Origin of the sequence: Fulvivirga ligni (assembly GCF_021389935.1) — a bacterium.
Taxonomy (GTDB): domain Bacteria; phylum Bacteroidota; class Bacteroidia; order Cytophagales; family Cyclobacteriaceae; genus Fulvivirga; species Fulvivirga ligni.
In genome coordinates this window covers 3,475,729-3,501,957 of record NZ_CP089979.1, presented here as the reverse complement: position 1 = coordinate 3,501,957, position 26,229 = coordinate 3,475,729, and the positions used below count along the sequence as shown (strand labels likewise).

The following is a 26,229-nucleotide window of genomic DNA, read 5'->3' as shown; positions in this document are numbered from 1 at the left end:
ATGTTAAGATTTCTAAAAAGGGCAGCAATAGTTATTCTATTGCTGCTTCTTATTTTATACCTTTTTCTAACCATTAGGCAAACACGGTCTTACAGGCACATTCCCGAAAATGCTGATGTCATTGTTAGGGTTAATATAGACCAGATTATCAAGAAGTTAGCTCTCAACGCCATCGGCCACCCTAGTTATTATTTCGGAGAATCTGCCCCTGATAGCACCGATACTGATGAGGATGAAGATATTCCCAGCTTTAATATTCCTGCCAATCTCTTCATTTATAACCTCAATAATGCACCTGATGCGTATTTCACCTCTTTAAAAATTAAGGATAGTGTAAACATTAAGTCTTTTTTACAAAATCGATTATCTATAGACCATTATGAGTTCGAAAACGAGTATATCTATGGTTATTCAAAAGATCATCTTTTACAATTAGTTTTCAACGATGATCGCTTATTTGTAGCCATATCATTAAACAAGGACAACGTAAAAGTCATTCTTGCGGACTTACTGCTAGAAACTGAAAGAAAAGATGCCAGTAATTATAAAATAGAACGCCTAAAAGCTACCAATAGTGACATCATTGCGCTATCGGACAGTTCTGAGATAACAGGTACATTCAAAAATGGCTCATTAGAAATTAAAGCCAATCTATTTCTACAGCGATACCTTCAGTTTAATACTTCAAACCCTATAAGAAAAACTAACCGAGATAGTGTGGCCCATATCTGGTTTTCTGGCCGACCAACCATTGAAGCAGGAAAAACCTTTGAATGGAATAGCACCATCTTTTCGTGGGACAGCTTACTTTCCTACTATGACGATTATATAGACCTGGAAGTTAAAGGGCAAACAACGCAAAGTGATACCATTATCACCTATGAGTTTAATGATGATTTCGAAAAAGTGGAAACCGCTGAAATAATCACTGATACGGTACCGTCACTAGATTTAATGATCAAAACTAAAGGAAATCAACTCTTAAATTATCTAGAGGACAAGCTTGTGGTAACTAATGGAGTAGTTAACAGAGATTTTTTTCCCCTTTATCAATTAAATGCCACTCAAACGGGTGAATACCTGCACATAGGTAATACAAAAAATTTCCCAACAGGAAATATTGTGTCAACTGATATAATTGGTATTGATGCAAATTTTAAAAAAATTGACACCAAAAAAATATTAAACAATTCATTCGGTCATATTTCATCTGTAAGGATATTTGGTAGTTTGAATAGTGCAAGCCCTGTAAATATGAGTGAAAGATTTCTAAGTCTGACTGGTGAAATCAAAATGAAAGAAACTGACGTTAATGCTTTTATACAATTCATAAAATAACACCATGTACTTGAATTTATTAGATCAGCTTACACTTCTGGCATTGGATGATGATAAAGGAAACTTTGTATCAGACTCTATTGCATTACCATATGCGCTTGCTGGCGGGGTGATGATGGAACTTGCTTTGAAAGAGAAAATTGGTCTTCACAATGATCGGGTGGTGGTAAAAGACTCATCCTCAACCAGTGATATTATGCTAGACAAGCATCTCGACATCATTATCGCCTCGAATAAAGAGAAAAAGCTGCGTTATTGGGTAAACAACTTTGGCTCATCATTTAAAAGACTAAAATACGAGAGCTTAGATAAACTCATTGATTTAAACATACTAGAAAGAAAAGAGGGCAAGATCCTTTGGATAATCCCTACTACCCACTACCCTACTCAGAATCAACAACCTGAAAATGAAATAAGACGGAGGTTGGCAAGCATAATGACACATCAGTTGAAACCAAATGCCGAGGATGTTATGTTACTCGGATTAGTAAGTGCCAGTGGGCTGATCAAGGAAGTTTTTGGTAAGGAAAATAGACGAGCCTACAAGAAAGAGATCAAGCAGCTGCTAGAGAGCGACAAAATGGGTCAGGTTACCAGCCAAGCTATCCAGGAGATTAATGAATCCATTGCCACCATAATAGCTGTAGTGGCCACCACAGCGGCTGTTACGGCAAGCACAGCAAGTTAAAAAGGATTGAAAAGAAAGAGTTTACTTATAAAAATTGGGATTGCAGCCCTTATCATTTTCGCTGCTATGAATATCATAGCAGCTATTCATGCTTATAAGTTTACTCATTTTTCTACCTCGGGTGAAGTGTCTGCGCCAAAGGATAACCGCACCATGGACGTGAAAATTAAAATGCTTTTCACAGGTATAGACCTGGCCCGCCCGGAAAATGACCGTCTGCCAGAAACTCCATATGAAGTGGTTCATTTTGATAGCTATAATCACAAGCTAGAGGGCTGGTATATCCCTGCGGATAGTGCTATTGGCACTGTGATCATGTTTCATGGTTATATCGGCAATAAATCACAACTGGTGAAGAAAGCCCACATCCTCAACCAAATGAAATACAACACCTTGCTCATCGACTTCATGGGATCAGGTGGCTCCGAAGGCAATCACACCTCGATAGGCTATTATGAAGCAGTGCAGGTAAAAGATGCGTATGACTATTTACAAGCCAACTACCCTGACGATAATCTTTATTTATTTGGCAACTCCATGGGCGCTGCAGCCATTATGAAGGCCATGAAGGATTATGATGACCTTAAGCCTCAGGCACTTTTACTAGAATGTCCTTTTGGCACCATGGAAGAAACGGTAAATGCCAGATTTAGAAGCACCAGAGTACCAACATTTCCCATGTCTAAAATTCTATTGTTTTGGGGCGGATTTATTAATGACTACAATAGCTTCAAACACAATCCTGCAGATTACGCTAAGGAAATAACCACGCCTACCCTGCTTATGTATGGCGAAAATGATGTACGAGTAACACAAAGAGAAATTGATCAGATTTACATTAACTTAGCGGGGCCCAAAACAAAAAAGATAATTCCGGGCTCTGGTCACAATATTTATGTCTTTGAGCATGAAAAAGAATGGACCGAAAACATGCAGTTGTTTTTGAAGTAGAAAAATGATCAAATTCCAATTTAAGTACGCTCTTCTCGCTATCGCCATTTTCCTTATTGAAGTAGTTATTGCCCTCTATGTACACGACAGGATTGTAAGACCATATATTGGTGATTATCTTGTGGTTATGCTTATTTATTGCTTTCTAAAATCATTCCTGGATGTACCAGCCACAAAGCTGGCCATCGGAGTACTACTATTTTCATATTTCGTAGAATTCATGCAGTATATTGGTTTAGTAGACATCTTAGGTTTAAGAGGTAATCGCCTGGCAGTAATTGTAATAGGCGTTTCTTTCGAATGGGTAGATATGCTTGCGTATACCTTGGGAGTTCTTACCATCATCTTCATTGAGCATAAAAGAGGCACTGCAAAAACTGCCTAGCATTCTTCATCTCCCACTTGTGCTGATGAAAAAAATTAAAATTTCTTAGAATAACACTAGGGGATTTTAAACATCAGGTTGTTCACTAATAAGAACACTAATTTTTTAAACATTAGCACAATGCATTTTAAAAAACTACCTAAGATTGGCAGCATTAAGCTCTGTCGTATTTTTTCAGTCTTGTGGGGATGATGATGGCCCCAAAGACATAACAGTGCCTGAGATTACTATTTCGGGAATTACAGAAGGTGATGAAGTTTGGAACACCATCAATCTGGAAGCAAGTGCCACCGATGATATTGCGGTAGCAAAAATCGAATTATATGTGGATAACGAGCTTATCACATCAGATGAAACTTCAGCGTCTATAAACAAAACGTGGGATACTAATGATGTAGAAGACGGAGCGCACACTATCAAAGCAGTAGCCACAGATGAAGCCGGAAACAGGGCTGAGCATGCTATAAACTTCATAATTAAAAATACACTTCTTTCAATATCTACCCCCTCTGATTTATTTTCAGATGAAATAACTGGAATTGTATTCATATCGGATACTGATGGCAATCTAATAACTCAAGCTAATATTGAAAATAACATTGCCATCATCTTAAGAAGCAAAGACTTCACAGGACAAGCGCTAAATATTACCGAAGCTTTTAAAAAAGATGATCAATGGATATTAAACACGTTCACTGGTCTTAAGCGAGGTGACGATTGGACATTATCATCACCCACTTTTCAAGAAGCTTCAGATGAAAATACAAGAGCTTATATAACCTTTAAAAATTTCCCTGACAATGAAGAGACCAGCTGTGAAATTTCAACGGAAAACAGTTACTATATTGATACTTTCAGTAATTTAAAAATACAAAGCCCCATTAGTTATCAGTCAAATAAACCTGGCTTCTATTGTGTTAAAAAAGTAGGCAATGCATATTATGGTGAGCTATTTGGAAGTTTTGAAAACTCAATTGAAATTGATAACAGTAATTTCACCACCCCTCTTTCTATTAAAACAATAGACTTTCCTACAGATCAACGTTGGGAGGTAGAGCTGCTTGGGCTAAAAGATGGAAGTGAATATCTATTGTCAGAAGGAGAAACCAGTAACAGCAATAATAGCATCGCATTACACTATTCTGAATCTGCCTTCGATAACTACCTCACATTATTAAGCTTTCATGCAACCAACAACATAACGATTAATCAATACAATTATGGGTTAAACGAGACCAATTTTTCTCCACAGACTGTTAATTATGATTTCTCAATAAACAGGAAGAAAATAAACTAGTGTACTCAACATCAGGATCTTTTTCATTTATATCCATATATTTTTCATATCAACGTCAGAACCACGGAGCTCGCTGGACCTATAACTTACCTACTGGAGAAAATAATGAATTTATCATTCCCTCATTACCTCAAATTATTAGTGATGAGTTTACAGACTATAATTTGTTGCGGTATGGACATGAAATGTATGATATCGAAGGAATAGATGATTATCAAGACTTTTTGAAAAAAATAGAAAATACAAATGATGGCCTTCAAGGAGTGAGAGACTTAAAAATAAATAAAACCATCCTTAATTACACAAATTTGTAAGTACTAATATGAGTTAACACAGAATCAAGACTAAGTTCATAGATGCATATCAGTATATTGATATGGTTGTTAAATCGGATAAAGGCTGCTCTCGGGTGGCCTTTATTTTTTTAAAACTTTTTCATAATTGTATAGGGGATTTTCTACATGAACTTGTCGAGTAATAGGAATAGATTTTTCAAACAATACAAACAAATGCATTTAAAAAACTACTTACGATTGGCAGCCTTAAGCTCTGCCCTATTTTTTCAATCTTGTGGCGATGATGGTGACAGTGACGAACCTTTAGACACCACAAACCCAGAAATTACAATATCAGGAATAGAAAATGATGAAGCAGTATGGAATAACCTGGCTATACAGGCAAGTGCTACAGATGATATTGCCATAGCATCCATAGAGCTCTATCTGGATAACGAGCTATTAAAATCTGATGAAACCACAGGCTCAATAAAGACTGAATGGGACACAAATGATTATGAAGATGGCCAACACACGATCAAAGTGGTAGCTACTGATAACGCTGGCAATAAGGCCGAAAAAGAAGTTAGCTTTGAGATTAAGAATGTTTTGGTAACATTAAAATCAGCGGCCGACTTAATGGACAGTGGGCAAAGCGGAATAGTATTTCTTTCTGATCTTGAGGGGAAAATAATTATAGAACAAACCATAACCTCAGGACAAACTATTGAAATTAGACAAAATGGTTATGATGGCACTGAGTTTTTCCTAACAGAAATGTTTGGTCCATTTGAGGATGATCTACAAAGATTAATTACCTATGAACATATTGAAAGAGGACAAATCTGGAATGTAAGTCATCGGTCCATCGATCACCGTCATCCGCAATCTAGCAGAACCGTAAAATTTGAAAACATGGAAAGCAATGCACATTACAAAATCTCCACAGCTTACAATCTAAGGGATGTAAATAGGGATGAAATAACCATTCCGGCGTATGATGGCATTTATGATTTTATAGTCATAAAAGAGAACAGTAGATATGTACCGGCAGCTTATCATCTTTACAATAACGTGGTAGACGGGTCTAACATAGATTTATCACAGGTAACTTCTGAGTTTGATTATGTAGATATTTCATTTCCAAAATATCAAAAATCCATGTGCTATATCTATGGTTATAATGACTCTTTTAATGAACGAGTGCAAGTATGCTCAGAGCGAGCCGCTGACAAATCTGTGTCCTCATTTCCATATACAGGAGACACCTTCGACAATTACCAAATCCATATTGCTTGGTATGATGCATATTCGTCCTTTGACCAGTATACATATGGCATAGATGACTATGAAATCAATGCAGTAGAGCAGAACTTTAACTTAGAACTAAAAGATGACATGTTCTCATATAGTGCCGATGGAAGCTTTGATTATATGAAAATAACTTTTTACATCACTAATGAGAACCCTGGCTATGATACTCCCTGGGAATACATATTAAGCGGCGGAGAAAACAGAGAAATACCATTATTAGAAATACCAGAAAGTTTGAATGGTGCTGAATATTTGTCCGAATATGGAAATAGATATTTTTATGATGTTGATGATATGGAAAATTATGAAGATCTAAAAGAATTCATAGGCACTAGTACCTATGGTTATTATGACACTGAACATACTGAGGGCTTAGGTTATTCAGTATTTAGACAAGCGAATGTCGATTAATAAATCCTCATCAGAAGAAAGGCCACCTACATTTTGTGGCCTTTTTTATCATTTCCAATAGGGGAATTCAGTGGTGCAGAAGGTGTAGGTTATTGTTCAGGAACAATTTTTAACTAAGAAAGAATAGTAGTTGATTAATAAATGTGACAAGGGCTGCTGAAAGGTGGCCTTTTTTTTTTAATCTTTCTCTAAATCATATAGGGGATCAACCCCATCACATTGTTACTTATATGGAGACGCAAACTTATCTTTTTTGCTATCCAACCTAGCTCAAAGACCACCCACGGGTGGTCTTTATTTTTTTATCATCACACATCTTCCAAATAGCATATCACGGCACTCCGTAAAAGCCATTACATAACTATTAAATGATTAATTTATAATAATAATATTTCCAGGTTACTTATAATGAAGAGGGACAAGTGATCATGACCCAAGAGGTGACCCAAGATGGTGATTTTACCTTTAAAAACGAAAATTTTAATGGTTCCTCATTTCATATTACAGAAGCTTATGAAGAACCAGAAAATAGTTACGTAAAAATAGATACTTACACAAACATGAAGAGAGGTCAGTAATGGGTGGCTTCAGGATTTGAGCGAAGTGAAATGATCTACCCTCCGATTTCTGAGCCTTCTGAGAGCGCGAATCTTACCTTCAACAATGCAGCATCAGAAGACGATGTTTACTATAACGCGTATACTGGTGCATTAACTATATTCCCTCCTAGAATAACTTCATCAAACAATTCTATTTCATTGCCTCTCACAGCTAATCCTAGTCCTTTATACGTCACTAAATCAGATGAGACTCATCTTTTAGCATTTAATCTCTTTACAGACATTATTGCTGGTGAAATTGAAGTGGACTTAGATGAGGTTGACAACAGTTTCAATATAATCACTAACACTATACCTACAAGTAATGAATTTAGCCTTTTAATAATAGGTTTTCTTAACGATTACCCTAACGCGATTTTCCCTATTTTCTCAAATAATAGATCATATGCAGAGCCTACTTCATTAGACATTTATTATCCAGGAGAGGTTTTTAATAATTATTATACTCAAGTTTCCAGCCACACTGATAACTCTGATTATTATCAATATGGTTATGGTATAGATAAAATGGGCTATACAGGCATAGAATATACCGGAAGTATTACATGGGATGACTCTGAGATAAGCTATTCAGCAGAAGGAAGTTTTGAGTCAATTGGATTACTCATTTCCGCCTATTCTGATGACATTTCTTATGATTGGACTTATTATATAGAAGAAGGTAATGATTTAACTACCAAGCTTTTAACACTACCAACGGAATTAGAAAAATATGCCGTTACATATGACGGGGCTGATTATTCTTTAAAGCTGGCTGAGTTCTATTCATTTGAGGGTGTTCAAGGATTTAAAGATTACATCTCTAATTCCGAAAATGGTCAATACGATTTGTATACTGCCGAAAAAGGTTATGCCAAACTAGATATAACATTAAATACAGAAAATACAGGGGGAAGAAAAAAGTAACCGTTCTTTAAATTGATAGAGGACTTTGCAAATTCCTTAAAATATTATCAAAAAAGAGAGTCACTTTAAAGGTGGCTCTCTTTTTTGATACCATTATTTCTTATTACCATATTCCACATCCAAAAACTCATACCTATCATCATGTTGGGCATTTTCAATTTCTGACATCGGTTTTAGAATCATTACGGGTGGGGTTTTATCATCAGCTTTAGCGACTGGCCATTCTGGCACACCTTCACCATTTGGGTTCCCTGTTTTTATGAAATTGGCGAAATAAGTCATCATAGTATCAGAAGTCTTTCGATCATCCTCCGTCCACTTGAAAATATCTACCAGATAGAGATTTCCCATGCAATAAGGTATTTCTGATGCATGTGGTGCTCCTTTCGGATTCTCTTGCTCTGGACCTCCCTTTGGTCTTGGCTGATCAAAGTAATATCTGTAAACAGGCTTATCACTGTGCTTTCTTTGTAAATCAAACCATTTCCAGGTGCTATAGGAAATGAATCTATCTGAAATGAGTGCTGTAGCTGATTGCGCTATTTCTTTTTCAGATCCATAGCCGTATAACTTAAGTACGTCCTCATATTTCTCAGGGTAAAGCTCTTTGATCTTGTTCTTATAGTTCTCTTCAGAATACGGGGGTTTCAACAAAAATTCGCCATTGAGTTCAGCAGAGTTCCAACCTACCAATAGAGGTATCTGAGCTTGTTGGCCTGCTTCATAAATTTCAGGTAAATAATCTGGTAAAAAGTAATTATCTACCACTGGCGCTAATTTTGGCTTTTTGGTTTGATAAAGTTTCAATAACTCTTCCGCACTTAAAGCACGCATCTCTTTAATCGACTTATAGCCAGCAGCTTCTACGAATTCTTTGCCATTATCCTCCCCTTCTTTTAACGAAACTGGTGGCAAGGTTGGGTTAATTCCAGCTCCGCTCTCCCCTATTGCTCCTGCCAACATATCTTTAGATAATGGAGAAGCCATGTGAGTACTCACCGCTATGGATCCTGCCGACTCTCCTGCAATGGTGATATGATTAGGATCGCCACCAAAGGCCTTTATGTTTTCATATACCCACTTCAAACCTGCCAACTGATCTAACAAACCGTAGTTGCCAGAGGCCTTGTAAGAAGCTTCCTGACTTAATTCAGGATGAGCCATAAAACCAAATACATTTACCCTGTAGTTCACCGTAACTACCACAATACCCTCTTGAGCCATTCTAGCTCCATCATACCTGGCCTCAGAGCCTCCACCAGAAGCATATCCGCCACCGTAGAAGTATAATAGCACTGGTAGATTAGCCTTCTTCCTATCTGAAGGTGTCCACACATTAAGGTATAGACAATCTTCGCTCATTTTATCAGCTCTAAAGATCATGTCCCACCAGGCAGGCAACTGCATAGGTGTGGGACCGAATTTTTTGGTTTCTAAAACACCTTTCCAATCTTTCACTGGTTGCGGCTCCTTCCACCTTAAATCGCCAACCGGTGGTTGAGCGAAGGGAATACCGAAGAACCGATCGAGCTTCATATTAGCATCGTGAAACCCTTCAATCTTTCCGTTGGCTATTTTTACTTGCACACCATCATTGTTCTGAGCTTGCATGAAAGTGATGGATATAATGAAACATAGTACTGTTGTGATTATCTGCTTATTCATGAGTTAAATGCGTTTAGCTAAAGTTAGATAAAAATTATTGGTAAACTTGTTGAATCTTCAGTAGTTAGTGTTCCAGTAATCATTGGCTATTATAAATATTTAAAGGTTACCTATAATTCGTTAAGCATATTTAGAGGCGACCTACATGTAAATTTTATTATTTATAACCACATGAACCATTACTTATCTAGCAATTTAAAGCTATTATGTTTTTCAGTGATATTAACATTTCAATCATGCGCTGATGACCCAAAAGACGTAGATGACATAAAGCCGGATGTAGAATTTAATAATCTTGCTGAAGGAGATAATGTTTGGAATACGATAGAAATTCAGGCATCAGCAATAGATGACATTTCAATAGCTAGCATTCAACTTTTAGTGGATGATCAATTAATTGCGTCAAAAGAGAATCAAGAAACAATAACCAGCAACTGGAATACAGGTGATTTAGAAGATGGAGCTCATACCTTAAAAGTAGTAGGAACTGATAATTCTGGAAATATATCTGAAAAAGAAATTAGTGTTAACGTCAAAAACAACCTAATAAAATTACAAGTACTTGACTCTAAACTTCCTCATGAGCAGAAAGGATACATATTTCTATCTGATAGGAATGGAAATGTCATTGTTAGTGATGAACTAAGAGCAGGTGAAGAGTTAATTTTAAAGAATAGTGAATTTGAAGATTCCATTTTTTACCTCACTGAAGTTTATGATAGTGATATACGTAATTACCGCCTCCTAAATACATTCTCTGATATAAAAAGTGGGCGCGAATGGAGAATAACGCCGTTAAAGTCTCAAAGCAACGATACCTTTCAGGCTCATATTACCTTCAAGAATGCCGCGGAATCTGTTTATTACAGAGCCTATACTAGTGGATATAACGAAGAATTTATCAGGAAGGGATTAAATAATACTCGTACAGTTGAGTTGTCTAGTAACCCCGGCGTAATATATGTTGTAAAATTTGATAATGAACACAACCCTCTGACCTACCGTCTCTTCACTGACATAAATGAAGGTGAGAATACGCTTGACTTAGACGAAGTCAATATCCCTTTTAAAAACTTAGAATTTAACTTACCAGACTATGATAGTTATTATCTCTTTATATGGGGCCTTTACGGTGATATAGAATTAAATGATGAATATGAGGTATTTAATGAATCAAGTATTGAGTCAGGCACAACGTCAACCAGGTTATTTTATGCAGAAGAGGCCTTTGATCAACACCAATTACAATTTAGTTACAGTAAAGGCCGTTACCAGTACAGACAATATAGTTACGGTATTGATAACATGATTGTCAAAGAAGTTAGCCACAATTCTAACTTTGAAATTAAAAACAATACCCTTAGCTATTCCTCCTCAGGAAATTTCGATTATATCAATTATTCTGTAGATGGCTACATCAATGACAAACGAATAATGTGGCAAATGCTTCTCCCCAAAGCCAATGAACGAACAGTTCCAATATTTCACCTTCCTGACCATTTAGAACCACTTAATATCCTTAATACAGAAAATAGCAAGTCTATTTCTTTAGAAGAATATTCGGGGCTTAATGGTTATGAGGAACTATTACAATTCGTAACTACGTCAGATAGTTTCAATGAATCTAAGGCGGGGCATACTCACAGCGCAATAGACTTTTCACTGGATACAGAAAATGGTAAAAAAAGAAATACTCAAGCGCCTACTCTGTTTGAAAGGTGGCTTAATTTAAAAAAATAATCTTCTTTGAATTATTATAACATAGGGCGCCACTCCAGGCGCCCTTTCTTATTTAAAAACAATTGAAAAAATTACGGTATTTAAATTTTACTATGAAGATTTGCGGCTTTTAAAATCACAAACCACTTTTTAAACTTTCTGATTAAACACCCAACATGAACCATCATTTTTCGAATAGTATCAAGCTATTAGTTTTTTTAACCGCCGTTATATTTCAATCCTGCTCAGATGATCCAGAAGAAATAGACGATATGAAGCCTGAAGTAGCATTTACCAACCTGTCAGACGGTGATGAACTGTGGAACACGGTAAATATTCAAGCTTCAGCTACTGATGATATCTCTGTGTTCACTCTAGAACTTTTTATTGATGATCAATTACTCGCAGCGAGTGAAAATAAAGAAACTATATCCCGAGACTGGATTACTGGTGATTTAACAGATGGCCCCCATAACTTAAAAGTGGTAGCCACGGACCCTTCTGGTAATGTTTCAGAAGAGGAGATCACAGTAATTCTTAAAAATGATCTAATTTCATTATCAGTTGATAATGAGAATATTAAAGAGGAAACCTCAGGATATATATTTGTTTCTAACGAGCAGGGTGAAGTAATAGTGAGCGCAGAATTGGCATTAGATGAAGAGCTCCACCTACGAAACTCTGATTTCAATGGAACTGATTTCTATGTCACTGAAGCATTTAAGCAAGGGGACGAATATATTGAACTTTATACCTATTGTAGTGTAAAAAGAGGTAGCCATTGGACCCTGCCCATTCGAAATGAAGCATCTGTAAACCCTAATTATCTTGAAGCGGAAATCACATTTGATAATGCCAGCCGAGACTACAGCTATTCAGCGGCTTCAAATTTAGTGAATTTTCGAGGAATCAACGAATTGTATAACGTCAAGAGCTTAGTAATAGAACAAAGTCCAACTTCAATCTATGTAACTAAAATGCAGAATGGACAGAAGCTTGGTTATAACATGTTTTCCATAAGCGAAGGTCAAAATCATATTGATCTTAACCAAATTAATAAACCCTATAAAAATCTATCTTTTTCACTACCTGAACATGCTGAGCATACAATTACAGTGGAGGGATATTTGACAGAGGAGAAACATTCCTTCCCTATATCACAAATCAGAGCGGATTTTTATCTTCAAACTGCATATATAGAATATCCAGATGACTCCTTTGATGATTACAGTTTATCACTAAGACTTGATAACAGAACCACCAGCTACGAACAAAGAAGCTTTGGTCTTGATAATATGGTTTATAAAGGAATTCAATCTAGCTTCTCATTTGAAACTACAGAGGGAAGCACCACTTATAGTACCACCGGAAGTTTCGATGTAGCCGTCTATAGTTCAGCATTCTATATGCCTGACAGAGAGGTCTCCTGGGAATTACACTTGCCACAAGCTTCAAACAAAACCCTTCCAGCTTTTCAGTTACCAGAAGTATTGCAAGAGTTTGAGCTTTCGGCCGCTGAGACTTCATCAAGTTTATATTTAATTGATTATGCAGAGATAGATGGCTATAACGAGGCATTAGACCTTATAAAGGTTTCTGAAAATGCACATCTCAATCTCAATAATCTGGAGAAAAACTATGCCAAAGAAAGTCATATGTTAACTACAGCGCAGGGTAGAAAAAGAAGCATGTGAGATAGGTCTATTTGTAAGCTTAAGTAAGAAATGTAAATGAAACAAAAGAGGACGCCAAATGGCGTCCTCTTTTTGCTCCTACAAGCTACTACTTATTAGAATCCTATTGTTGCTTCTATATTTATTCCGTTGAATTTTCCGCCCTGGTATTTAGTACCACCCCAGCCGTTGTCTTCATATTTTTGGCTTACATATTCTACTTTTGCCATCACGTTTTTAGTAAGGTACCAGCCGCCGCCTATGTTCACTCTGTTGATGCTCATAGTAGGACCATTTTCTACCATCTCACCACTTACAGTATTGTATCTACCTCCTACGTAAAGCTGATCTTGTCCGCCAAATCTGTAGATAACCTCACCGGCTACTTGTGTGAAAGACCCACCATTATCCACGCCGTTGCTGGCTACTTCATAGATACCGAAGAACTCTAGTCCCTGATATTGGATGAATGGGTTGATCTGAATGGCGGTAAGCTCAGCAAATCTTGGGTTAAATCTACCTTCGAAGTCGCTACCACCTTGTACCAAAGTGTGCATTACAGAGTAGTATCTGCTACCTCCACGGTCACCACCGTAAAGATATCCACCTGTACTTGTACCTTTGTTGATGTACCAAGATCCTGTAAGTCTGAGTCTTAAATCATCATTCAACTGATTGTCATAACCTAGTTTACCGAAGAAAGAAAGCTTGTTATCAGTGTTATCATTCACTACCACATTTTGGTTAAGCTTACCATTAGTTACACCAATTACTCCTAACCAGCCATTGCTTTGCAAAGTGACCTCACCAAAGGCTTCAGTAGAGAACGCATCCATGATATAGTTACCTACGAATGGGTTATAGATAGCTCTGGCATTATCTGTTCTTCTGAAATGAGCATCTCCGTAGTTAAACTCATCCAAACCAACTCTTATGGTTGCTATTTTCATAAAGCCTTCCAAGAAGCCTGGTTTAATGAAATCTAACTTATCCATTTGGATGTGACCACCTTTCACCCAAGATTCCTCGTGGTGTCTTGCAGATAAATACGTTCTCAAGTGCATTCTAACACCGTCATATAACTGAACATCCACATTCAGGTTAGCGGTAGGTAAGTTAAGGTTAGAACCTAATTCTACCAAAGTGTCACCAGCATTTTCCTGATCTATTCCCTGAAACTGCATGGCAAAGTCACCTCCTAATCTTACTTTAAGACCAGTGTAAGGCACTGTATCTTGCTTACCAGTTTCAAAAACGTTTAGCCCATCCTGACCAGCTGGTCTGAAAAATTGCAGCTGTCTGCTTTCCTGCGCATATCCTAGTCCTGCTAAACTTACCAGGAAGGCTACCAATGCTATTTTGATTGAAGTTTTCATTTTAATATAGTGTTTAAATTAGATAGATCGTTATTTGGTGTACTGTACATCGAAGCTGATAGTGACTTCGTCTCCGGTTTTAATGGTTCCCATAAGTGCTGTGGGAGGGTCGATTTTAAAATCGCTCATTTTAAAAGTGATTTTACCTTTGAAAGAAACCTTGTTTCCTTCTACAGTGGGTGTTACGTTCATTTGGACCTGCTTAGAAGCTCCTGCAATGGTGAGCGTACCGGTAGTACTCAACTTACCTCCCTCCGCTTTTGCTGTTTTAAGCTGATACTTAATCCATGGATGATCATCAGTTTTTAAGGCCTCATATGTGTTTTTATCCATAGAAGATTTACCACTTTTTAGGGTTTCTCCTTTTAGCTGAAAGTACAATGAGTTAATAGTGACGTTGGTACCATCCACTGTTAAATCCGCTTTTCCTGACACTGTCTCTGCCTTGATTTCCCAATCATGTAATGTTGAAGTTCCGAACACCTCCAGCTTGGAAGTTTTATTACTTACTGTATAGGTTTGAGCCATCGCCGCAAAGGCTGCCAGACTTAATACCAGGGTTAAATAGATAGATCGTTTCATCTTCTTCGTTGCTTTTGTTGATACAATATTACGAGAGGAAACAAGGGTAGAATATGACAGATGTCAGAGTTTAAGATGATTTAAAAGAAGACTTAATTGAGAAAAAACTGATGAATATCAGTTAGTTAGTTGAGGCTTCGGAGAACATAAAAAAGAAAGGCCTTCCCTGATATATTTTCTCCGGGAAGGCCTTTTGGAAGTTAAGGAAAAGGAATTCTTAAACCATGGCATTAAATCTTTCGAAAGCTTCTCGCTCTAGCTGCTCACGATGGTCAGGATGCGCAATGGATATCAATGCATGTGCTCTTTGCTTGAGGTTCAGACCAAAAAGATCAACCACACCATATTCCGTAGCTACGTAATGTACATGTGCTCGAGTAGTGGTAACTCCGGCCCCCTCTTTTAAATAAGGTACTATTTTAGATATACCTTTATTAGTTGTAGATGGCATAGCAAAGATGGCTTTACCACCTGGAGATAAAGAAGCCCCTCTTATAAAATCCATCTGCCCTCCTACTCCCGAGTATTGGAATTTACCAATAGTATCTGCACATATCTGACCGCACAGATCAATTTCAATGGCACTGTTTATAGCTGTTACTTTTGGATTTTTTCTTATGATAGCTGTGTCATTAGTATACGCCGCTTCTTTCATATCTACCAATGGGTTATCATCCATAAAATCATAGAGTGCCTGTGAACCTACAGCAAAACAACTCACTATTTTCCCTGGCTTCACACGCTTTTCCTCACCAGTGATCACGCCCGCCTCTACTAATGGAAGTACTCCATCAGAAAACATTTCTGTATGAATACCCAGTCTCTTATGATTTTTCAGATTAGCCAATACCACGTTAGGAATTCCACCGATCCCCATCTGTAGCGTAGCTCCATCCTCCACTAAACCAGCCACGTGCCTTCCAATTTCTATTTCAACCTCAGTTGGAGTTTTTATGCTGGAACAATAAATAGGCTCATCAGCTTCAATAGCAAAGTCGATTTTGCTCACATGAATGATGCCGTCGCCATGAGTTCTTGGTACTCTTGGATTGACCTGAGCGATAACCATTTTAGCAGTTTCCAAAGCAGGTATCACCACATCTACGGATGTACCTAATGAACAATAGCCATGCTTATCTGGTGGCGAAACCTGAATAATGGCTACATCTAATGGCAATATATTTCTTCTGAATAAAAGATGTACTTCACTTAAAAAAATAGGAATATAATCACCATAACCACTGTTCACTGCCTGCCGCACATTCTTACCTACAAAGCAGCTATTGATTTTAAAAGACGACCTGTAAGGTTCTTCAGTATATAATGCTTCACCTTCTGTGTGCATATGTATTACTTCTACGTTTTCAAACTCCTTATATCGCTGGCAGAGTGCATCTACCAAAACTGTAGGAGTCATGGCAGCTCCCTGAATGAGAATTCTGTTTCCAGATGATATGCATTTTACTGCCTCTTCAGGGCTCACTATTTTCAATTCATTTTTCATGATCATGATGAGTTATATCAAAAATTCGTTTATCTCTTTTTGCTCCTCAAAGCTAAACTGGGTGGTAAGTTCAGAATATGATAAGCGTCAGGTTAATTACTGAAATCCATCAGCACCCTCCTTTAAGTTTAACTAAATCGGTTTTTCACCCAAAATAAAACGCATGTAAGGTATTCGCCTTTATGACAGGTTCAGCATGATGAAGTGTTTAGGCGAATAGGTAAATTTACCTACCAATTTATTTAACCTAAATCCAATAATTATGAAAACTAAACAATTGAAGTTTAGATTGAACTTGAGCGTATTCGCTATTCTAGCTGTTATGTTCTCCTTTTATTCTTGTAATCAGGAGGAAGAAATGGCTCCCAACAACAAGCCAGAAGTTCTCAGTGAAGAGCTTGATGATCATGTGGTTTTCCTTACCAGCACTGGTTTTGAAAAAGAAGAAATCGCCTTTAATAACGAAAGGCAGATGTTCGTTATCGGCGAAGATGTAATGATCTCTAAAACTGAAGTAGAGAATTACATTAAAAGAGATGGCCTCACTAAAAACGGTAAAGAACAGCAGCGTCGTGGTACTTACATCGTAAGCAATGCCTACGTTACAAATGTAAAGTACTACATGGATGGCACAGTTCCTTCAAGCTGGAGAACTGCCATTAACGATGCCGTAGCAGCGTGGAATGCTGTAAATGGCACTAAGCTTTACATGTCAGTAGTGAGTAACAGCGGAAGCGCTAATATCAGAGTAAGTGCTCTTGCTGACAATGGTGCTGGTTGGGTGGCCAGAGCTACTTTACCAGGATCTAACGGTGCGCCAGGAAGCATCATGGAAATTAACACCTATTATAATTCTATGGGTGCCGGCATGAAACTATTTGCTATGGCTCATGAAATGGGACATAACATAGGTTTGCTTCACACTAACCAAACTGACGGTGCCATCATACCAGGAACGCCTACTACAGACGCTAACTCAGTAATGAATTCATTTGTATTAGAATGGAATGGCTTCACTTACTATGATCAGGTGGCCGTGCAAGTATTATACCCTGAAGGTAATACAGGAAATGTAGTCACTGTTTACAAAGACTGTAACTATAGTGGCGCTGCACAAGGATACCCTGTAGGTTCTTACACCCTTTCACAAATGCAAGCCAGAGGCACTGTGAATGATGATATCTCTAGCTTCAGAGTAAGCGCTGGCTACAGAATCATTTTCTATGAACATGATAATTTCCAGGGAGCTGGTGCTTATGCTACTTCAGATATCAGCTGTCTGTTAAATTATGATTGGAATGACAGAATCTCTTCTATTAAGGTGGAAGCATTTTAATTCCTAAACAAAAAGAGGATGCTCAACGTATTTGAGCACCCTCTTTTCTATATGGATCTGTTTAAAATTGAGCCTATCTTATAAAAGTAGATTCAAACTCTTCAGGATCTTCTATGAACAACTTAGTCTTGTCCAAATTAGCCGCCCAGGTAATGTTATTGGCCACACATATTTGATACACCATGTTTGGTGATCCCATATAATTGCGGGTAAGAATATAACTGAACTGATCAGTTACTTCTCCATTTTCATAGAAGGTAATATTTTTATTTATAGTCATAAAGCCAGTTCATAAGGTGTATTGGTAAGACCCTACCTTTGGCTAAAAGGTTGGAATTGAAGTATATATTGATCACAATCTTCGAAAAGCTTGGGATAAGATGAAAAATTGAACTCAATTCTTTAATTTGAGCCTCATTAACAAAATCGTTCCCTCAATGCTTTTAAAAAGAACTGCTTTTGCACTTGTACTTACAGGTGCACTAAATACATTAGCCTTCGCTCAGGAGAATTATCCTAACACTCCTCCCAAAGAATCTCCCATGCCTATGAAACCAGAGATGACAGAAATCTGGGAGCCGGAAGTAGCTGTGATTACACCGGGTAAAAAGCTGGGTGATGCCCCTTCAGATGCCATCATTTTATTTGATGGTTCTAATCTGGATCAATGGGTGAGTCAAAACGATCCCAGTAAGGCGGCTGCCTGGAAAATAGTGGACAATGATTATATGGAAATAGTGCCTGGAAAAGGTGGTATTCAAACCAAAATGAAATTTGCTGACTGTCAGCTGCATCTGGAATTTAGCGCTCCTGATAAAGTAGAAAATTCAGGTCAGGGCCGTGGTAATAGCGGTGTATTCTTCCAAAACAGATATGAACTGCAAGTGCTAGATTCTTACAACAACAGAACCTACAGAAATGGCCAGGCAGGTAGTATTTATAAAGATCATGCTCCTTTGGTAAATGCCATGCGAAAACCAGACGAATGGAACACTTATGATGTGATTTACACAGCTCCCAGATTCAAAGAAAATGGTCAAATAGATGCACCTGCGCGCATTACAGTGCTGCATAATGGCGTGATAGTTCAAAATAATGTAACAATTAATGGCCTTACATTATATATAGGCTTGCACCACTACCCTGAAGCCCATGGGGAAGATGTAATTTCACTTCAAGACCATGGCACCAAAGCTCAGTTTAGAAACATCTGGATCAGAAAACTGTAAGCATAATCTAACACATGGACTCTCCTATCTTTTTCCTGATTATTCTTATAGTTATCATCACCTATAATGGGCTGAGAAATTATTCATTTCAGGAAAAATATCTCTTTCATGTAGATAGAATATTGATAGCCAAAGAATATTACAGGCTTATCAGTTCTGGCTTCTTACATGGAGGATGGATACATCTGGCCTTCAATATGTTAGCGCTAGCATCTTTCGGAAAATTTAGCTGGTATATATTGGGGGCTGGTGGTTTTTCATTACTCTACATGGCCAGCTTAATTGGAGGCAACTTACTGGCTTTATATGTCCATAGGAACCATGGAAATTATAGAGCTCTTGGGGCTTCAGGTGCGGTATTCGGTGTCATATTTTCTTCTATTGTATTTAATCCTTTTTCAAGAATCTCGTTTATTTTCATTCCGGTGGGCATTCCCGGCTGGATAATGGGAATCATTTTCGTACTAGTATCAGTATGGGGAATTCGAAAGCAAACTGGCAATGTAGGCCATGAAGCTCACCTGGGTGGTGCCATCATCGGCATGATCGTCACGGCCTTACTTAGACCTGACACACTTACATCTCACCCATGGATCTTTGCCTTACTAGGCATTCCTAGCATTGGTTTTGTACTTTATACTTTAAAGAATCCTAATTTCCTGGTTTTTGATTCCTTTTCATCTAAATCCAAGCCGAAGTATGACAGGTATGAACCCTCTCGTGCTCAGCAGCTAGATGAGTTGCTGGACAAAATAAGCGCCCTGGGGTACGAAAAGCTAACCGATGCTGAGAAGAAAAGGCTGAAAGAACTTTCTGAAAAGTAAAAGAGACTGCCTCAAAAGTAATTGGCTTATAATTACTTTTGAGACAGCCTCTTCCACTTCAACTATTGACAACTTAATCAACTACTCTTGCAGGATAAGAACAGTGTCCTTATCGAGGATAATATGATATTTGTCATCTAACAAGTTTCCGTTAGTAAAATAGCCAAACTCTCTTTCCCTGGGGCCTGACTTCAATGTGTATTTTAAAACAAACCCACCATCTGCCTTAGGCAAATGGGTTAGAGACCAAACTTGGCTGCTGTCGCTTTTCATTCTGAGCGTACCAAAAACCAAAGAATCAGTGTACTGATGGTGCTTATATCCTATGTTAGTATATAGCTTCACTCCTTCCACCTCCTGATCAGTCTTATTTTCTACTACCACCTGTAATTCATCGGAACCCGACTTATTACAAGTGGCAATAGAGATAGCTAGCATAAAAAACAGCACCTTTTTCACTGCTTAGAATAAATACACCAGGTTATTTGGGAACGAATCCATTTGAGCTTTGGTAGTGACTTTTCTGGCCGAATTGGTCCTGGCAAAGATGGCATCAGCCATGGTATCATCTGAAGGAGATTTTACCACTGCAGTCTGGTACCATTTTCTTTTATCCACCCAGGCCACACTGCTAAAGTAGTCTCTGCCTATTTTATTATTATGATAGTCCATGTCTTTATCCAACCTGAACTCAGCATCTGTAACATCTGGCATTTTCACAGCTGCCTCTTCATGTTTGTCAGTGAAGGTTTTGGCCCAATCAGTACACTTACTGATTTTGTTTTTCTTATCACCTACATATTTGGCCAGTAAGGCATTCCAAATACCATGTCTGAAAGCATCAGCTTTGGTCCTCCAGGCACCCTGACCTGGAAAATATTCACTTGTGAACGCTTTGGCCTTTTCCGTAGCATCCCTGGTGGGCTTTATAAGCCTTGGGTGCCAAATCAATGCCCAGGCTTCTGCAGCACTGATATCATAACCAAAATAATCAGAAGTTCTGGCTCCAGAATTCCTTTGTGGCTGAAAAGCCGCCAGAGCATTAACCAATTCATACCTCAAAACAGGATCATAAAAGTCGGTGATGGCATCAATATTCTCATGGATTTCCTGCTTACTAATACCATTGAAGTCTTCCTGAACACGAGCTACATCTGTTGCTGTAAGCTCATCAGTATCAGGATATTTCTTCATTATCACTGATATTATCGAGGCCATCTCATCCATGGAAACATCAATTTCCTCAGCGCTGCTTTTGGAGTTGGTAGATCCTTTAAGAGAGGTATACTGACTCTTCAAGTCCTCTAGCGATAGAGAAAGTATATTCTCATTATAATTTTGAGGCATCCTGGCTTTCAACCCTTCGAAAGTAATTGCCTTTTCAACTTGTGGCTCTACAGCATCTTTTTCACAACTGGCAAAAAGGATAATTAGTAAAGCAAATGGTAAATAAGACCATGTATTATTCAGTCTGATCATTCTAGTTTTATATAAATAAGATTAATTTAATAAGGATAAAGGCATTTTAATCACATGGTAGTTCGCTGAAATTAACCTCATAGGTGGCACACTTTTTAGTTTCTAGTTTTACTGCCATACCGAAGCCATAGTTTTCAGGACAAGTGTTTATATATTTAGACTCACCTTTTTTACGCATATCATAAGAACCTTTTGTAGTCCAAGGCGAAAATCCAGCCTCTATATGATCATTAGCGATAGCAGCAAATGCATTCTGAGAAACAGCTGATTTACAATAGTATACAGTAGCCTTAAACTTATCAACGCCATTTTTATTCTCGATATAAACATTGTTGCTAAGCCATGATTTGAACCAATAGGTTCTAGACTTGCATAAGAATCCAATTCTTCCACTCTTGACTAAATCTTCAGGAACCGACTTTACTAATTTGTAAGACTCAACACTAGCATCGAAGTTATTAGCTAAAATATTAACAGATACCACGTCTCCCGCCTCATCAGAACCGTCTTCCAGATCGTAGCTTACTGGTTCAGCAGATAACTTTGTCTCTGGATTGATAACTAGTTTAAAGCCTTTCAAATCAGCCTCATCCAATCCTTCAGGAGAATTAGTGCTAATTTGCAATGTAACAAAGTACTCATTAGCTTCATCATAAACGTTGAATTCAGCCTGTGCTTGAGCTAAGTGATTGATTTCTTCAGCTTTTTCCATTTTCTGCTCTTCGCATGACATAAAGCATGATGCCATTAACGCTAATGCGCAAATCCAGCTTAAGTTTAATTTAATAAGTTTCATGATTGTTGATATTTAAGATTAATTAATAAGTGAAATTTTAATAGTGGTAAGCCTTATATTAGTTTAATTCATACCTGTACATTGCTCTAATCAAAGTTCCAGTGCTATTGTCTCTGACTGCAGCATAATGTATGCTATGTGTGAATCTGTCCTTTACTCTTTTCACATTATCTCGCATGGCATTCCACCTGGCACTAGCACCAGCAATTCGCCCTGTCCTTCCATCAATTTCTACCATTACATTACCTCCGCCGGTATCTAACTGACCGGACACTAAGTATTTACCAATAGTTTCATCATTGTTCAATTTCACGAAATCACCACCATCTTCTGCCCTTAAGATTTGAGTTTCAGTTCCTCCTTTAGCCTTGGCAGCAAACATTCTCCTATAAGATTCATTCCAGCAATACCATCTTATATATGCATAGTAAGTATTGCCGTTTGGAGTTTTTTTGTATTCTACATTTCTTAGGCTTCCGTTGGAGTTCTTATAGTAATAATAACCATAGTCACGAGCCACCTTACCACTGCTTATCTCCGCCTTTTTATTTTCATACACTCTTTTTGACTCTGGGCTTTTAAACTGGTAGTCAGTTAGAGCTTCCAGATCTTCTACATTACTATACACCATGGCAGTCTCCTCTAAATCCACAAGACCTGATTTACCATAAAATAAATCCAGTTCCCATGCTCCATTTACTTGCTTATACACGGCCTCTTCATCCACTTTGAACACTTCACCCGCTACTTCTAATTGATAGTTATTATCAATAACAGCTATTTGGTATGGATCAAAATAATGCGATAAGTCCTCATACATCTTTTTATTAAGTGTAATCAGGCCATTAGATGATTTTTCTAAATCAATGAGGTAATCATCGTGCTCTTGCAAACTCTTAAATGAGTGAGAATTATGTACCAGGTTTGGATCTAACCTAACAGTAACAGAATAGTCATCTGATTGATAAGTCACTTCCTGAAGTGCATCACCTAACTTTTGACCATCTTCGCTTTCTTCACATGAGCTAAGAAATACTATAAAACCGATAGCCATAAGACAGCTCCAATAGCTGAAAATGCGTAGATTAATTGAAAGATTTTTCATGATTACTAGGTGGGTTAATTATATACTTGTAATGCAACTTCTTTGATTGGAATCATCGCAATCGCACCAGTGAAGGTTTTCCATGTAGTTGATGCCAAATTCACATTCTACCAACACACAGAATTCAAAAGTCTTAGAGATCTTATTCTCATCAGATTCTGTCTTATCATAAGTAATTGGAAGTATAACTACTCCGCCAAGTGCTTCCTGGAAGTATTCACCATCAATCTTTAATCTGATTTTATCAGTTTTATCAGCTGTCCATAGGCCTAATCTCTTTTTCTGATGCTTACTTCTGGCTCCTACAGATGAATACAAAGGCCCCACCATGTTTCTAAAAATCTCGCCCTTCAATCTTTTCTTGCCGCCGTCATAGGTTTTATCACAGGTATCAATTCTTTTACCTGTTTTTACATCGAAATTCACTATTGTTTTTACTACAGGTGTATTCTTAGCACCTCCTGACAATATTGATTGTTGAAAATCCTGTAGAGACACCTTAAAGTCAGCATCACTTACAAGCTCTTGCTCAAATAACTGTTTATCAGTCACTTTCATCAATTTACCCGCTACTACTATTAGCCCATCCTTATTAAATACTGTTGAAATAAGGTCATCGTCCATAAGAGGAACTAATTCAAGTTCGCCACTTCTATCAGTAGTTGTAAAGATGGATTTGTTAGCCTCCATAAGCTCTTCTACATCTGCCTCGCTATTAGTGTTATTTAACGCATCCTCGAATTTTACATAAGCAGACCTTAGTGATACGAACCCGGGAAATTTCTTCTCCCATTCCCCTAAAGCATCCTGATTTTCTTTCAAATAAGTTAGAGTAGACTCAAAGTCAGCCTGAGTTTTGAAAACCAGAACATCATTTTTAAGAGCAATTGGACCTTGCTGATTTTGTGATAGATCTTGATCCTGACAGGCGGTGAAAGTGCCAACTATAGCCAATAGCATAGCACCCACAAAAAGATTTAATTTTCTCATTGTTAATGATTTATGTGATTATATGGTTGATTGATTACTTAGTAGTTATCACGAGCATTCTTTACTGCTCTTTCAGCATCTATGATTCCGTAGCCGAAATTATTGCTGGGTCCACCGGTGTATCTGCGGTAGCTGGAAGCATCCTGCATGATTTGGATCACCTGATTTTTAGAAAGGTTAGGCTTTACCGACCAGATTAAGGCAGCAATTCCAGAAACTGTTGCCGATGCCGCAGATGAACCCAAAGCCTTTTTAGAATTAGGGTTGCTTCTGTTAAGTCCTAAGGCATAGTCACCATCAGATTTTCTTTTAAGGTACACGGCGAAGTCTACATGGTCACCATCGGCATTATGCACACCGTCAGACTGGATCACTTGTAGGTTTATTCCCAGAGGATCACGATTGGGGTCATAAACTACACCTGTAGCGGCTATGGTTTTGCTATAGCTGGCAGGGAAAATCTTCAGGCCTAATACACTTCCTGCAGCACAAACAACCAGTTTACCTTTACTATCAGCATAATCTAATGCATCTTTCATATCATCTCGGCCATTTAATCGACCTACGGATATGTTTATTACTTTCACTGCAGCATCATCAGCCAGTTTTCTAACAGCCTTTACAAATGCCTGACGCTCTTTTGTAGTTTCTATTATTACACCATCGGCAATTTTTACACTATGCAAGTCAGCACGTGGTGCTATACCCACCATGGCTCCTATACTATTTTTTGGTGCAGTCATCTGACCAGCCATAGAGGTACCGTGACCACAGTCATCATAAGGATGTCTGTTTTTTTTGAATAGTGCTTCTGTGGTACGAGATAGTATTACTGTTCTTCCAGAACCGAAATTACCTCTTAGTTGATTTTGTTTTTCTCCAACCCCAGTATCTACCATGCCTATTCTTATATCTTCTCCGTCTGCATAATTCCAGGCTGCAGGAATATTGTGAGTATATAAGTGCCAACTCACTTTATAGTTAGTTCCTGGAGGTATCGTATATCTATCCGATTGATTGGCGTAATTCTCATCATCAGAGCATCCACTACCGCTGGCTTGCTTAGCATTTATAGATTCATTTGCCGCCAGGTCGAAGCCATCTGGCTCAATATATCGTACCGTGGGTAACTGCCTAAGCTTGGCCAACATTTCGTAATCATTAATAGTAGCCCAAATGATTGGGAAACCATCATAAGACTCAAATTCCAGGGCAGCATTATCAGTTGCTTTATTCAAGAGGTTTAAGTACGCCTGAGTATAAAGTTTAGCGTACTCCATCACAGAGATTTCGGATTGAAGGGCTGGTGTGGCGTGCTCATCAAGTTCTTGAACACCTATGGCTACTTTTCCTTCGCCTCTCACTACTGCACTCCATAGCACATAGTCATCGACTTCTCTCCAAGGCGATTGATTTCCAGCCTCTGCTGGAACCATTCTATTAATATCTGTAATGGTCAATGCATCTTTAGTATTTTCCTTCACAGATATTAAAGGAAACTCCATACCAGATATAGGGTCGGCTATGGCCTCTGCATCGGTTTTAATGACCGTAGTTTGATCTTCACAACTGCACATTGCTATTACTCCGAATAGCAATAATGCCTTTTGAATTTTGGTTATTAAGTTCATAATGGTTAGTTGATTATGAACGCAATAAGCATACACCTTACGGTGAAAGAAAATCAAATATCATAAGCCTTAGTGTGGCATTTATTAAAAAAAGTTAGGCTTTTATTATAGTACAGGCGTGATTCTAAAAAGTTC

Annotated in this window: 24 protein-coding genes; 13 read left to right on the top strand and 11 right to left on the bottom strand. The window is 37.9% G+C overall.

Annotated features, from left to right (window positions below; translation table 11 throughout):
• The 8 genes from LVD16_RS14970 to LVD16_RS14935 all read left to right on the top strand — a co-directional run bounded on the left by LVD16_RS14970 (position 1) and on the right by LVD16_RS14935 (position 8,185).
• Positions 1-1,338 (top strand): hypothetical protein, encoded by a 1,338-nt coding sequence (locus LVD16_RS14970; RefSeq protein ID WP_233769078.1) that lies wholly within the window; start codon positions 1-3, stop codon positions 1,336-1,338.
• A gap of 4 nt (positions 1,339-1,342) precedes the next feature.
• Entirely contained in the window at positions 1,343-2,026 is a 684-nt protein-coding gene (locus LVD16_RS14965; RefSeq protein WP_233769077.1) for a GOLPH3/VPS74 family protein, read from the top strand.
• Between the two features lie 6 nt (positions 2,027-2,032).
• Complete coding sequence (locus tag LVD16_RS14960) at positions 2,033-2,977, top strand: alpha/beta hydrolase (RefSeq protein WP_233769076.1); 945 nt, start codon at positions 2,033-2,035, stop codon at positions 2,975-2,977.
• 4 nt (positions 2,978-2,981) lie between these two features.
• Positions 2,982-3,362, top strand: coding sequence for a ribosomal maturation YjgA family protein (locus LVD16_RS14955; protein WP_233769075.1), 381 nt, complete (start codon positions 2,982-2,984; stop codon positions 3,360-3,362).
• Between the two features lie 145 nt (positions 3,363-3,507).
• Entirely contained in the window at positions 3,508-4,659 is a 1,152-nt protein-coding gene (locus LVD16_RS14950; RefSeq protein ID WP_233769074.1) for an Ig-like domain-containing protein, read from the top strand.
• Positions 4,659-4,973, top strand: a complete 315-nt coding sequence (locus tag LVD16_RS14945; protein WP_233769073.1) for a hypothetical protein — start codon at positions 4,659-4,661, stop codon at positions 4,971-4,973. The genes LVD16_RS14950 and LVD16_RS14945 overlap by 1 nt, the downstream gene beginning before the upstream one ends.
• Before the next feature lie 195 nt (positions 4,974-5,168).
• Positions 5,169-6,659 carry an Ig-like domain-containing protein gene (locus LVD16_RS14940; RefSeq protein ID WP_233769072.1) on the top strand — a complete coding sequence of 497 codons (1,491 nt, stop codon included), beginning with the start codon at positions 5,169-5,171 and terminating at the stop codon, positions 6,657-6,659.
• 608 nt (positions 6,660-7,267) lie between these two features.
• The gene (locus LVD16_RS14935; protein ID WP_233769071.1) at positions 7,268-8,185 is read left to right on the top strand and encodes a hypothetical protein; all 918 of its coding nucleotides are present in this window, start codon (positions 7,268-7,270) and stop codon (positions 8,183-8,185) included.
• Between the two features lie 93 nt (positions 8,186-8,278).
• On the opposite strand, the gene LVD16_RS14930 is transcribed toward LVD16_RS14935, so the two are convergent.
• The gene (locus tag LVD16_RS14930) at positions 8,279-9,850 is read right to left on the bottom strand and encodes a carboxylesterase/lipase family protein (protein ID WP_233769070.1); all 1,572 of its coding nucleotides are present in this window, start codon (positions 9,848-9,850) and stop codon (positions 8,279-8,281) included.
• A 216-nt stretch (positions 9,851-10,066) separates the two neighbouring features.
• Here LVD16_RS14930 and LVD16_RS14925 point away from each other — a divergent pair, with 216 nt between their 5' ends.
• Complete coding sequence (locus LVD16_RS14925) at positions 10,067-11,590, top strand: Ig-like domain-containing protein (RefSeq protein ID WP_233769069.1); 1,524 nt, start codon at positions 10,067-10,069, stop codon at positions 11,588-11,590.
• A gap of 155 nt (positions 11,591-11,745) precedes the next feature.
• Entirely contained in the window at positions 11,746-13,263 is a 1,518-nt protein-coding gene (locus tag LVD16_RS14920) for an Ig-like domain-containing protein (protein ID WP_233769068.1), read from the top strand.
• 95 nt (positions 13,264-13,358) lie between these two features.
• Here LVD16_RS14920 and LVD16_RS14915 read toward each other — a convergent pair whose 3' ends face one another.
• From LVD16_RS14915 to LVD16_RS14905, 3 genes are all read right to left on the bottom strand, one after another.
• Entirely contained in the window at positions 13,359-14,618 is a 1,260-nt protein-coding gene (locus LVD16_RS14915) for a hypothetical protein (RefSeq protein ID WP_233769067.1), read from the bottom strand.
• Between the two features lie 30 nt (positions 14,619-14,648).
• The gene (locus LVD16_RS14910; protein ID WP_233769066.1) at positions 14,649-15,200 is read right to left on the bottom strand and encodes a YceI family protein; all 552 of its coding nucleotides are present in this window, start codon (positions 15,198-15,200) and stop codon (positions 14,649-14,651) included.
• A 217-nt stretch (positions 15,201-15,417) separates the two neighbouring features.
• Complete coding sequence (locus tag LVD16_RS14905; RefSeq protein WP_233769065.1) at positions 15,418-16,704, bottom strand: acetyl-CoA hydrolase/transferase family protein; 1,287 nt, start codon at positions 16,702-16,704, stop codon at positions 15,418-15,420.
• Positions 16,705-16,966: 262 nt separating this feature from the next.
• Here LVD16_RS14905 and LVD16_RS14900 point away from each other — a divergent pair, with 262 nt between their 5' ends.
• On the top strand, positions 16,967-18,040 hold the full coding sequence (locus LVD16_RS14900; protein ID WP_233769064.1) for a M57 family metalloprotease: 1,074 nt from the start codon (positions 16,967-16,969) through the stop codon (positions 18,038-18,040).
• 73 nt (positions 18,041-18,113) lie between these two features.
• Here the strand turns inward: LVD16_RS14900 and LVD16_RS14895 are convergent, their stop codons facing one another.
• Positions 18,114-18,320, bottom strand: coding sequence for a hypothetical protein (locus LVD16_RS14895; protein ID WP_233769063.1), 207 nt, complete (start codon positions 18,318-18,320; stop codon positions 18,114-18,116).
• A 157-nt stretch (positions 18,321-18,477) separates the two neighbouring features.
• Here LVD16_RS14895 and LVD16_RS14890 point away from each other — a divergent pair, with 157 nt between their 5' ends.
• Together LVD16_RS14890 and LVD16_RS14885 are read left to right on the top strand one after the other, a co-directional pair.
• Positions 18,478-19,269 carry a 3-keto-disaccharide hydrolase gene (locus LVD16_RS14890; RefSeq protein ID WP_233769062.1) on the top strand — a complete coding sequence of 264 codons (792 nt, stop codon included), beginning with the start codon at positions 18,478-18,480 and terminating at the stop codon, positions 19,267-19,269.
• Positions 19,270-19,283: 14 nt separating this feature from the next.
• On the top strand, positions 19,284-20,093 hold the full coding sequence (locus LVD16_RS14885; protein ID WP_233769061.1) for a rhomboid family protein: 810 nt from the start codon (positions 19,284-19,286) through the stop codon (positions 20,091-20,093).
• 81 nt (positions 20,094-20,174) lie between these two features.
• Here LVD16_RS14885 and LVD16_RS14880 read toward each other — a convergent pair whose 3' ends face one another.
• From LVD16_RS14880 to LVD16_RS14855, 6 genes are read right to left on the bottom strand one after another with little or no spacing between them, the layout of a single operon-like run.
• Entirely contained in the window at positions 20,175-20,531 is a 357-nt protein-coding gene (locus LVD16_RS14880) for a hypothetical protein (RefSeq protein WP_233769060.1), read from the bottom strand.
• Between the two features lie 24 nt (positions 20,532-20,555).
• Complete coding sequence (locus LVD16_RS14875; protein WP_233769059.1) at positions 20,556-21,572, bottom strand: DUF6973 domain-containing protein; 1,017 nt, start codon at positions 21,570-21,572, stop codon at positions 20,556-20,558.
• Positions 21,573-21,618: 46 nt separating this feature from the next.
• The gene (locus tag LVD16_RS14870) at positions 21,619-22,368 is read right to left on the bottom strand and encodes a hypothetical protein (RefSeq protein WP_233769058.1); all 750 of its coding nucleotides are present in this window, start codon (positions 22,366-22,368) and stop codon (positions 21,619-21,621) included.
• 58 nt (positions 22,369-22,426) lie between these two features.
• On the bottom strand, positions 22,427-23,473 hold the full coding sequence (locus LVD16_RS14865) for a hypothetical protein (RefSeq protein WP_233769057.1): 1,047 nt from the start codon (positions 23,471-23,473) through the stop codon (positions 22,427-22,429).
• An 18-nt stretch (positions 23,474-23,491) separates the two neighbouring features.
• Positions 23,492-24,463, bottom strand: a complete 972-nt coding sequence (locus LVD16_RS14860) for a hypothetical protein (RefSeq protein ID WP_233769056.1) — start codon at positions 24,461-24,463, stop codon at positions 23,492-23,494.
• Between the two features lie 38 nt (positions 24,464-24,501).
• The gene (locus LVD16_RS14855) at positions 24,502-26,094 is read right to left on the bottom strand and encodes a S8 family peptidase (RefSeq protein ID WP_233769055.1); all 1,593 of its coding nucleotides are present in this window, start codon (positions 26,092-26,094) and stop codon (positions 24,502-24,504) included.
• Positions 26,095-26,229: the final 135 nt, after the last annotated feature.

Excerpts from the sequence above, each read along its gene's own strand:
- LVD16_RS14940 (WP_233769072.1), top strand. The coding sequence starts at position 5,169 with ATGCATTTAAAAAACTACTTACGATTGGCAGCCTTAAGCTCTGCCCTA.
- LVD16_RS14860 (WP_233769056.1), bottom strand. The coding sequence starts at position 24,463 with ATGAGAAAATTAAATCTTTTTGTGGGTGCTATGCTATTGGCTATAGTT.
- LVD16_RS14905 (WP_233769065.1), bottom strand. The coding sequence starts at position 16,704 with ATGAAAAATGAATTGAAAATAGTGAGCCCTGAAGAGGCAGTAAAATGC.
- LVD16_RS14910 (WP_233769066.1), bottom strand. The coding sequence starts at position 15,200 with ATGAAACGATCTATCTATTTAACCCTGGTATTAAGTCTGGCAGCCTTT.
- LVD16_RS14935 (WP_233769071.1), top strand. The coding sequence starts at position 7,268 with ATGATCTACCCTCCGATTTCTGAGCCTTCTGAGAGCGCGAATCTTACC.
- LVD16_RS14880 (WP_233769060.1), bottom strand. The coding sequence starts at position 20,531 with ATGCTAGCTATCTCTATTGCCACTTGTAATAAGTCGGGTTCCGATGAA.
- LVD16_RS14885 (WP_233769061.1), top strand. The coding sequence starts at position 19,284 with ATGGACTCTCCTATCTTTTTCCTGATTATTCTTATAGTTATCATCACC.
- LVD16_RS14920 (WP_233769068.1), top strand. The coding sequence starts at position 11,746 with ATGAACCATCATTTTTCGAATAGTATCAAGCTATTAGTTTTTTTAACC.
- LVD16_RS14890 (WP_233769062.1), top strand. The coding sequence starts at position 18,478 with ATGCTTTTAAAAAGAACTGCTTTTGCACTTGTACTTACAGGTGCACTA.
- LVD16_RS14965 (WP_233769077.1), top strand. The coding sequence starts at position 1,343 with ATGTACTTGAATTTATTAGATCAGCTTACACTTCTGGCATTGGATGAT.
- LVD16_RS14970 (WP_233769078.1), top strand. The coding sequence starts at position 1 with ATGTTAAGATTTCTAAAAAGGGCAGCAATAGTTATTCTATTGCTGCTT.
- LVD16_RS14855 (WP_233769055.1), bottom strand. The coding sequence starts at position 26,094 with ATGAACTTAATAACCAAAATTCAAAAGGCATTATTGCTATTCGGAGTA.
- LVD16_RS14870 (WP_233769058.1), bottom strand. The coding sequence starts at position 22,368 with ATGAAACTTATTAAATTAAACTTAAGCTGGATTTGCGCATTAGCGTTA.
- LVD16_RS14930 (WP_233769070.1), bottom strand. The coding sequence starts at position 9,850 with ATGAATAAGCAGATAATCACAACAGTACTATGTTTCATTATATCCATC.
- LVD16_RS14955 (WP_233769075.1), top strand. The coding sequence starts at position 2,982 with ATGATCAAATTCCAATTTAAGTACGCTCTTCTCGCTATCGCCATTTTC.
- LVD16_RS14915 (WP_233769067.1), bottom strand. The coding sequence starts at position 14,618 with ATGAAAACTTCAATCAAAATAGCATTGGTAGCCTTCCTGGTAAGTTTA.
- LVD16_RS14875 (WP_233769059.1), bottom strand. The coding sequence starts at position 21,572 with ATGATCAGACTGAATAATACATGGTCTTATTTACCATTTGCTTTACTA.
- LVD16_RS14900 (WP_233769064.1), top strand. The coding sequence starts at position 16,967 with ATGAAAACTAAACAATTGAAGTTTAGATTGAACTTGAGCGTATTCGCT.
- LVD16_RS14895 (WP_233769063.1), bottom strand. The coding sequence starts at position 18,320 with ATGACTATAAATAAAAATATTACCTTCTATGAAAATGGAGAAGTAACT.
- LVD16_RS14865 (WP_233769057.1), bottom strand. The coding sequence starts at position 23,473 with ATGAAAAATCTTTCAATTAATCTACGCATTTTCAGCTATTGGAGCTGT.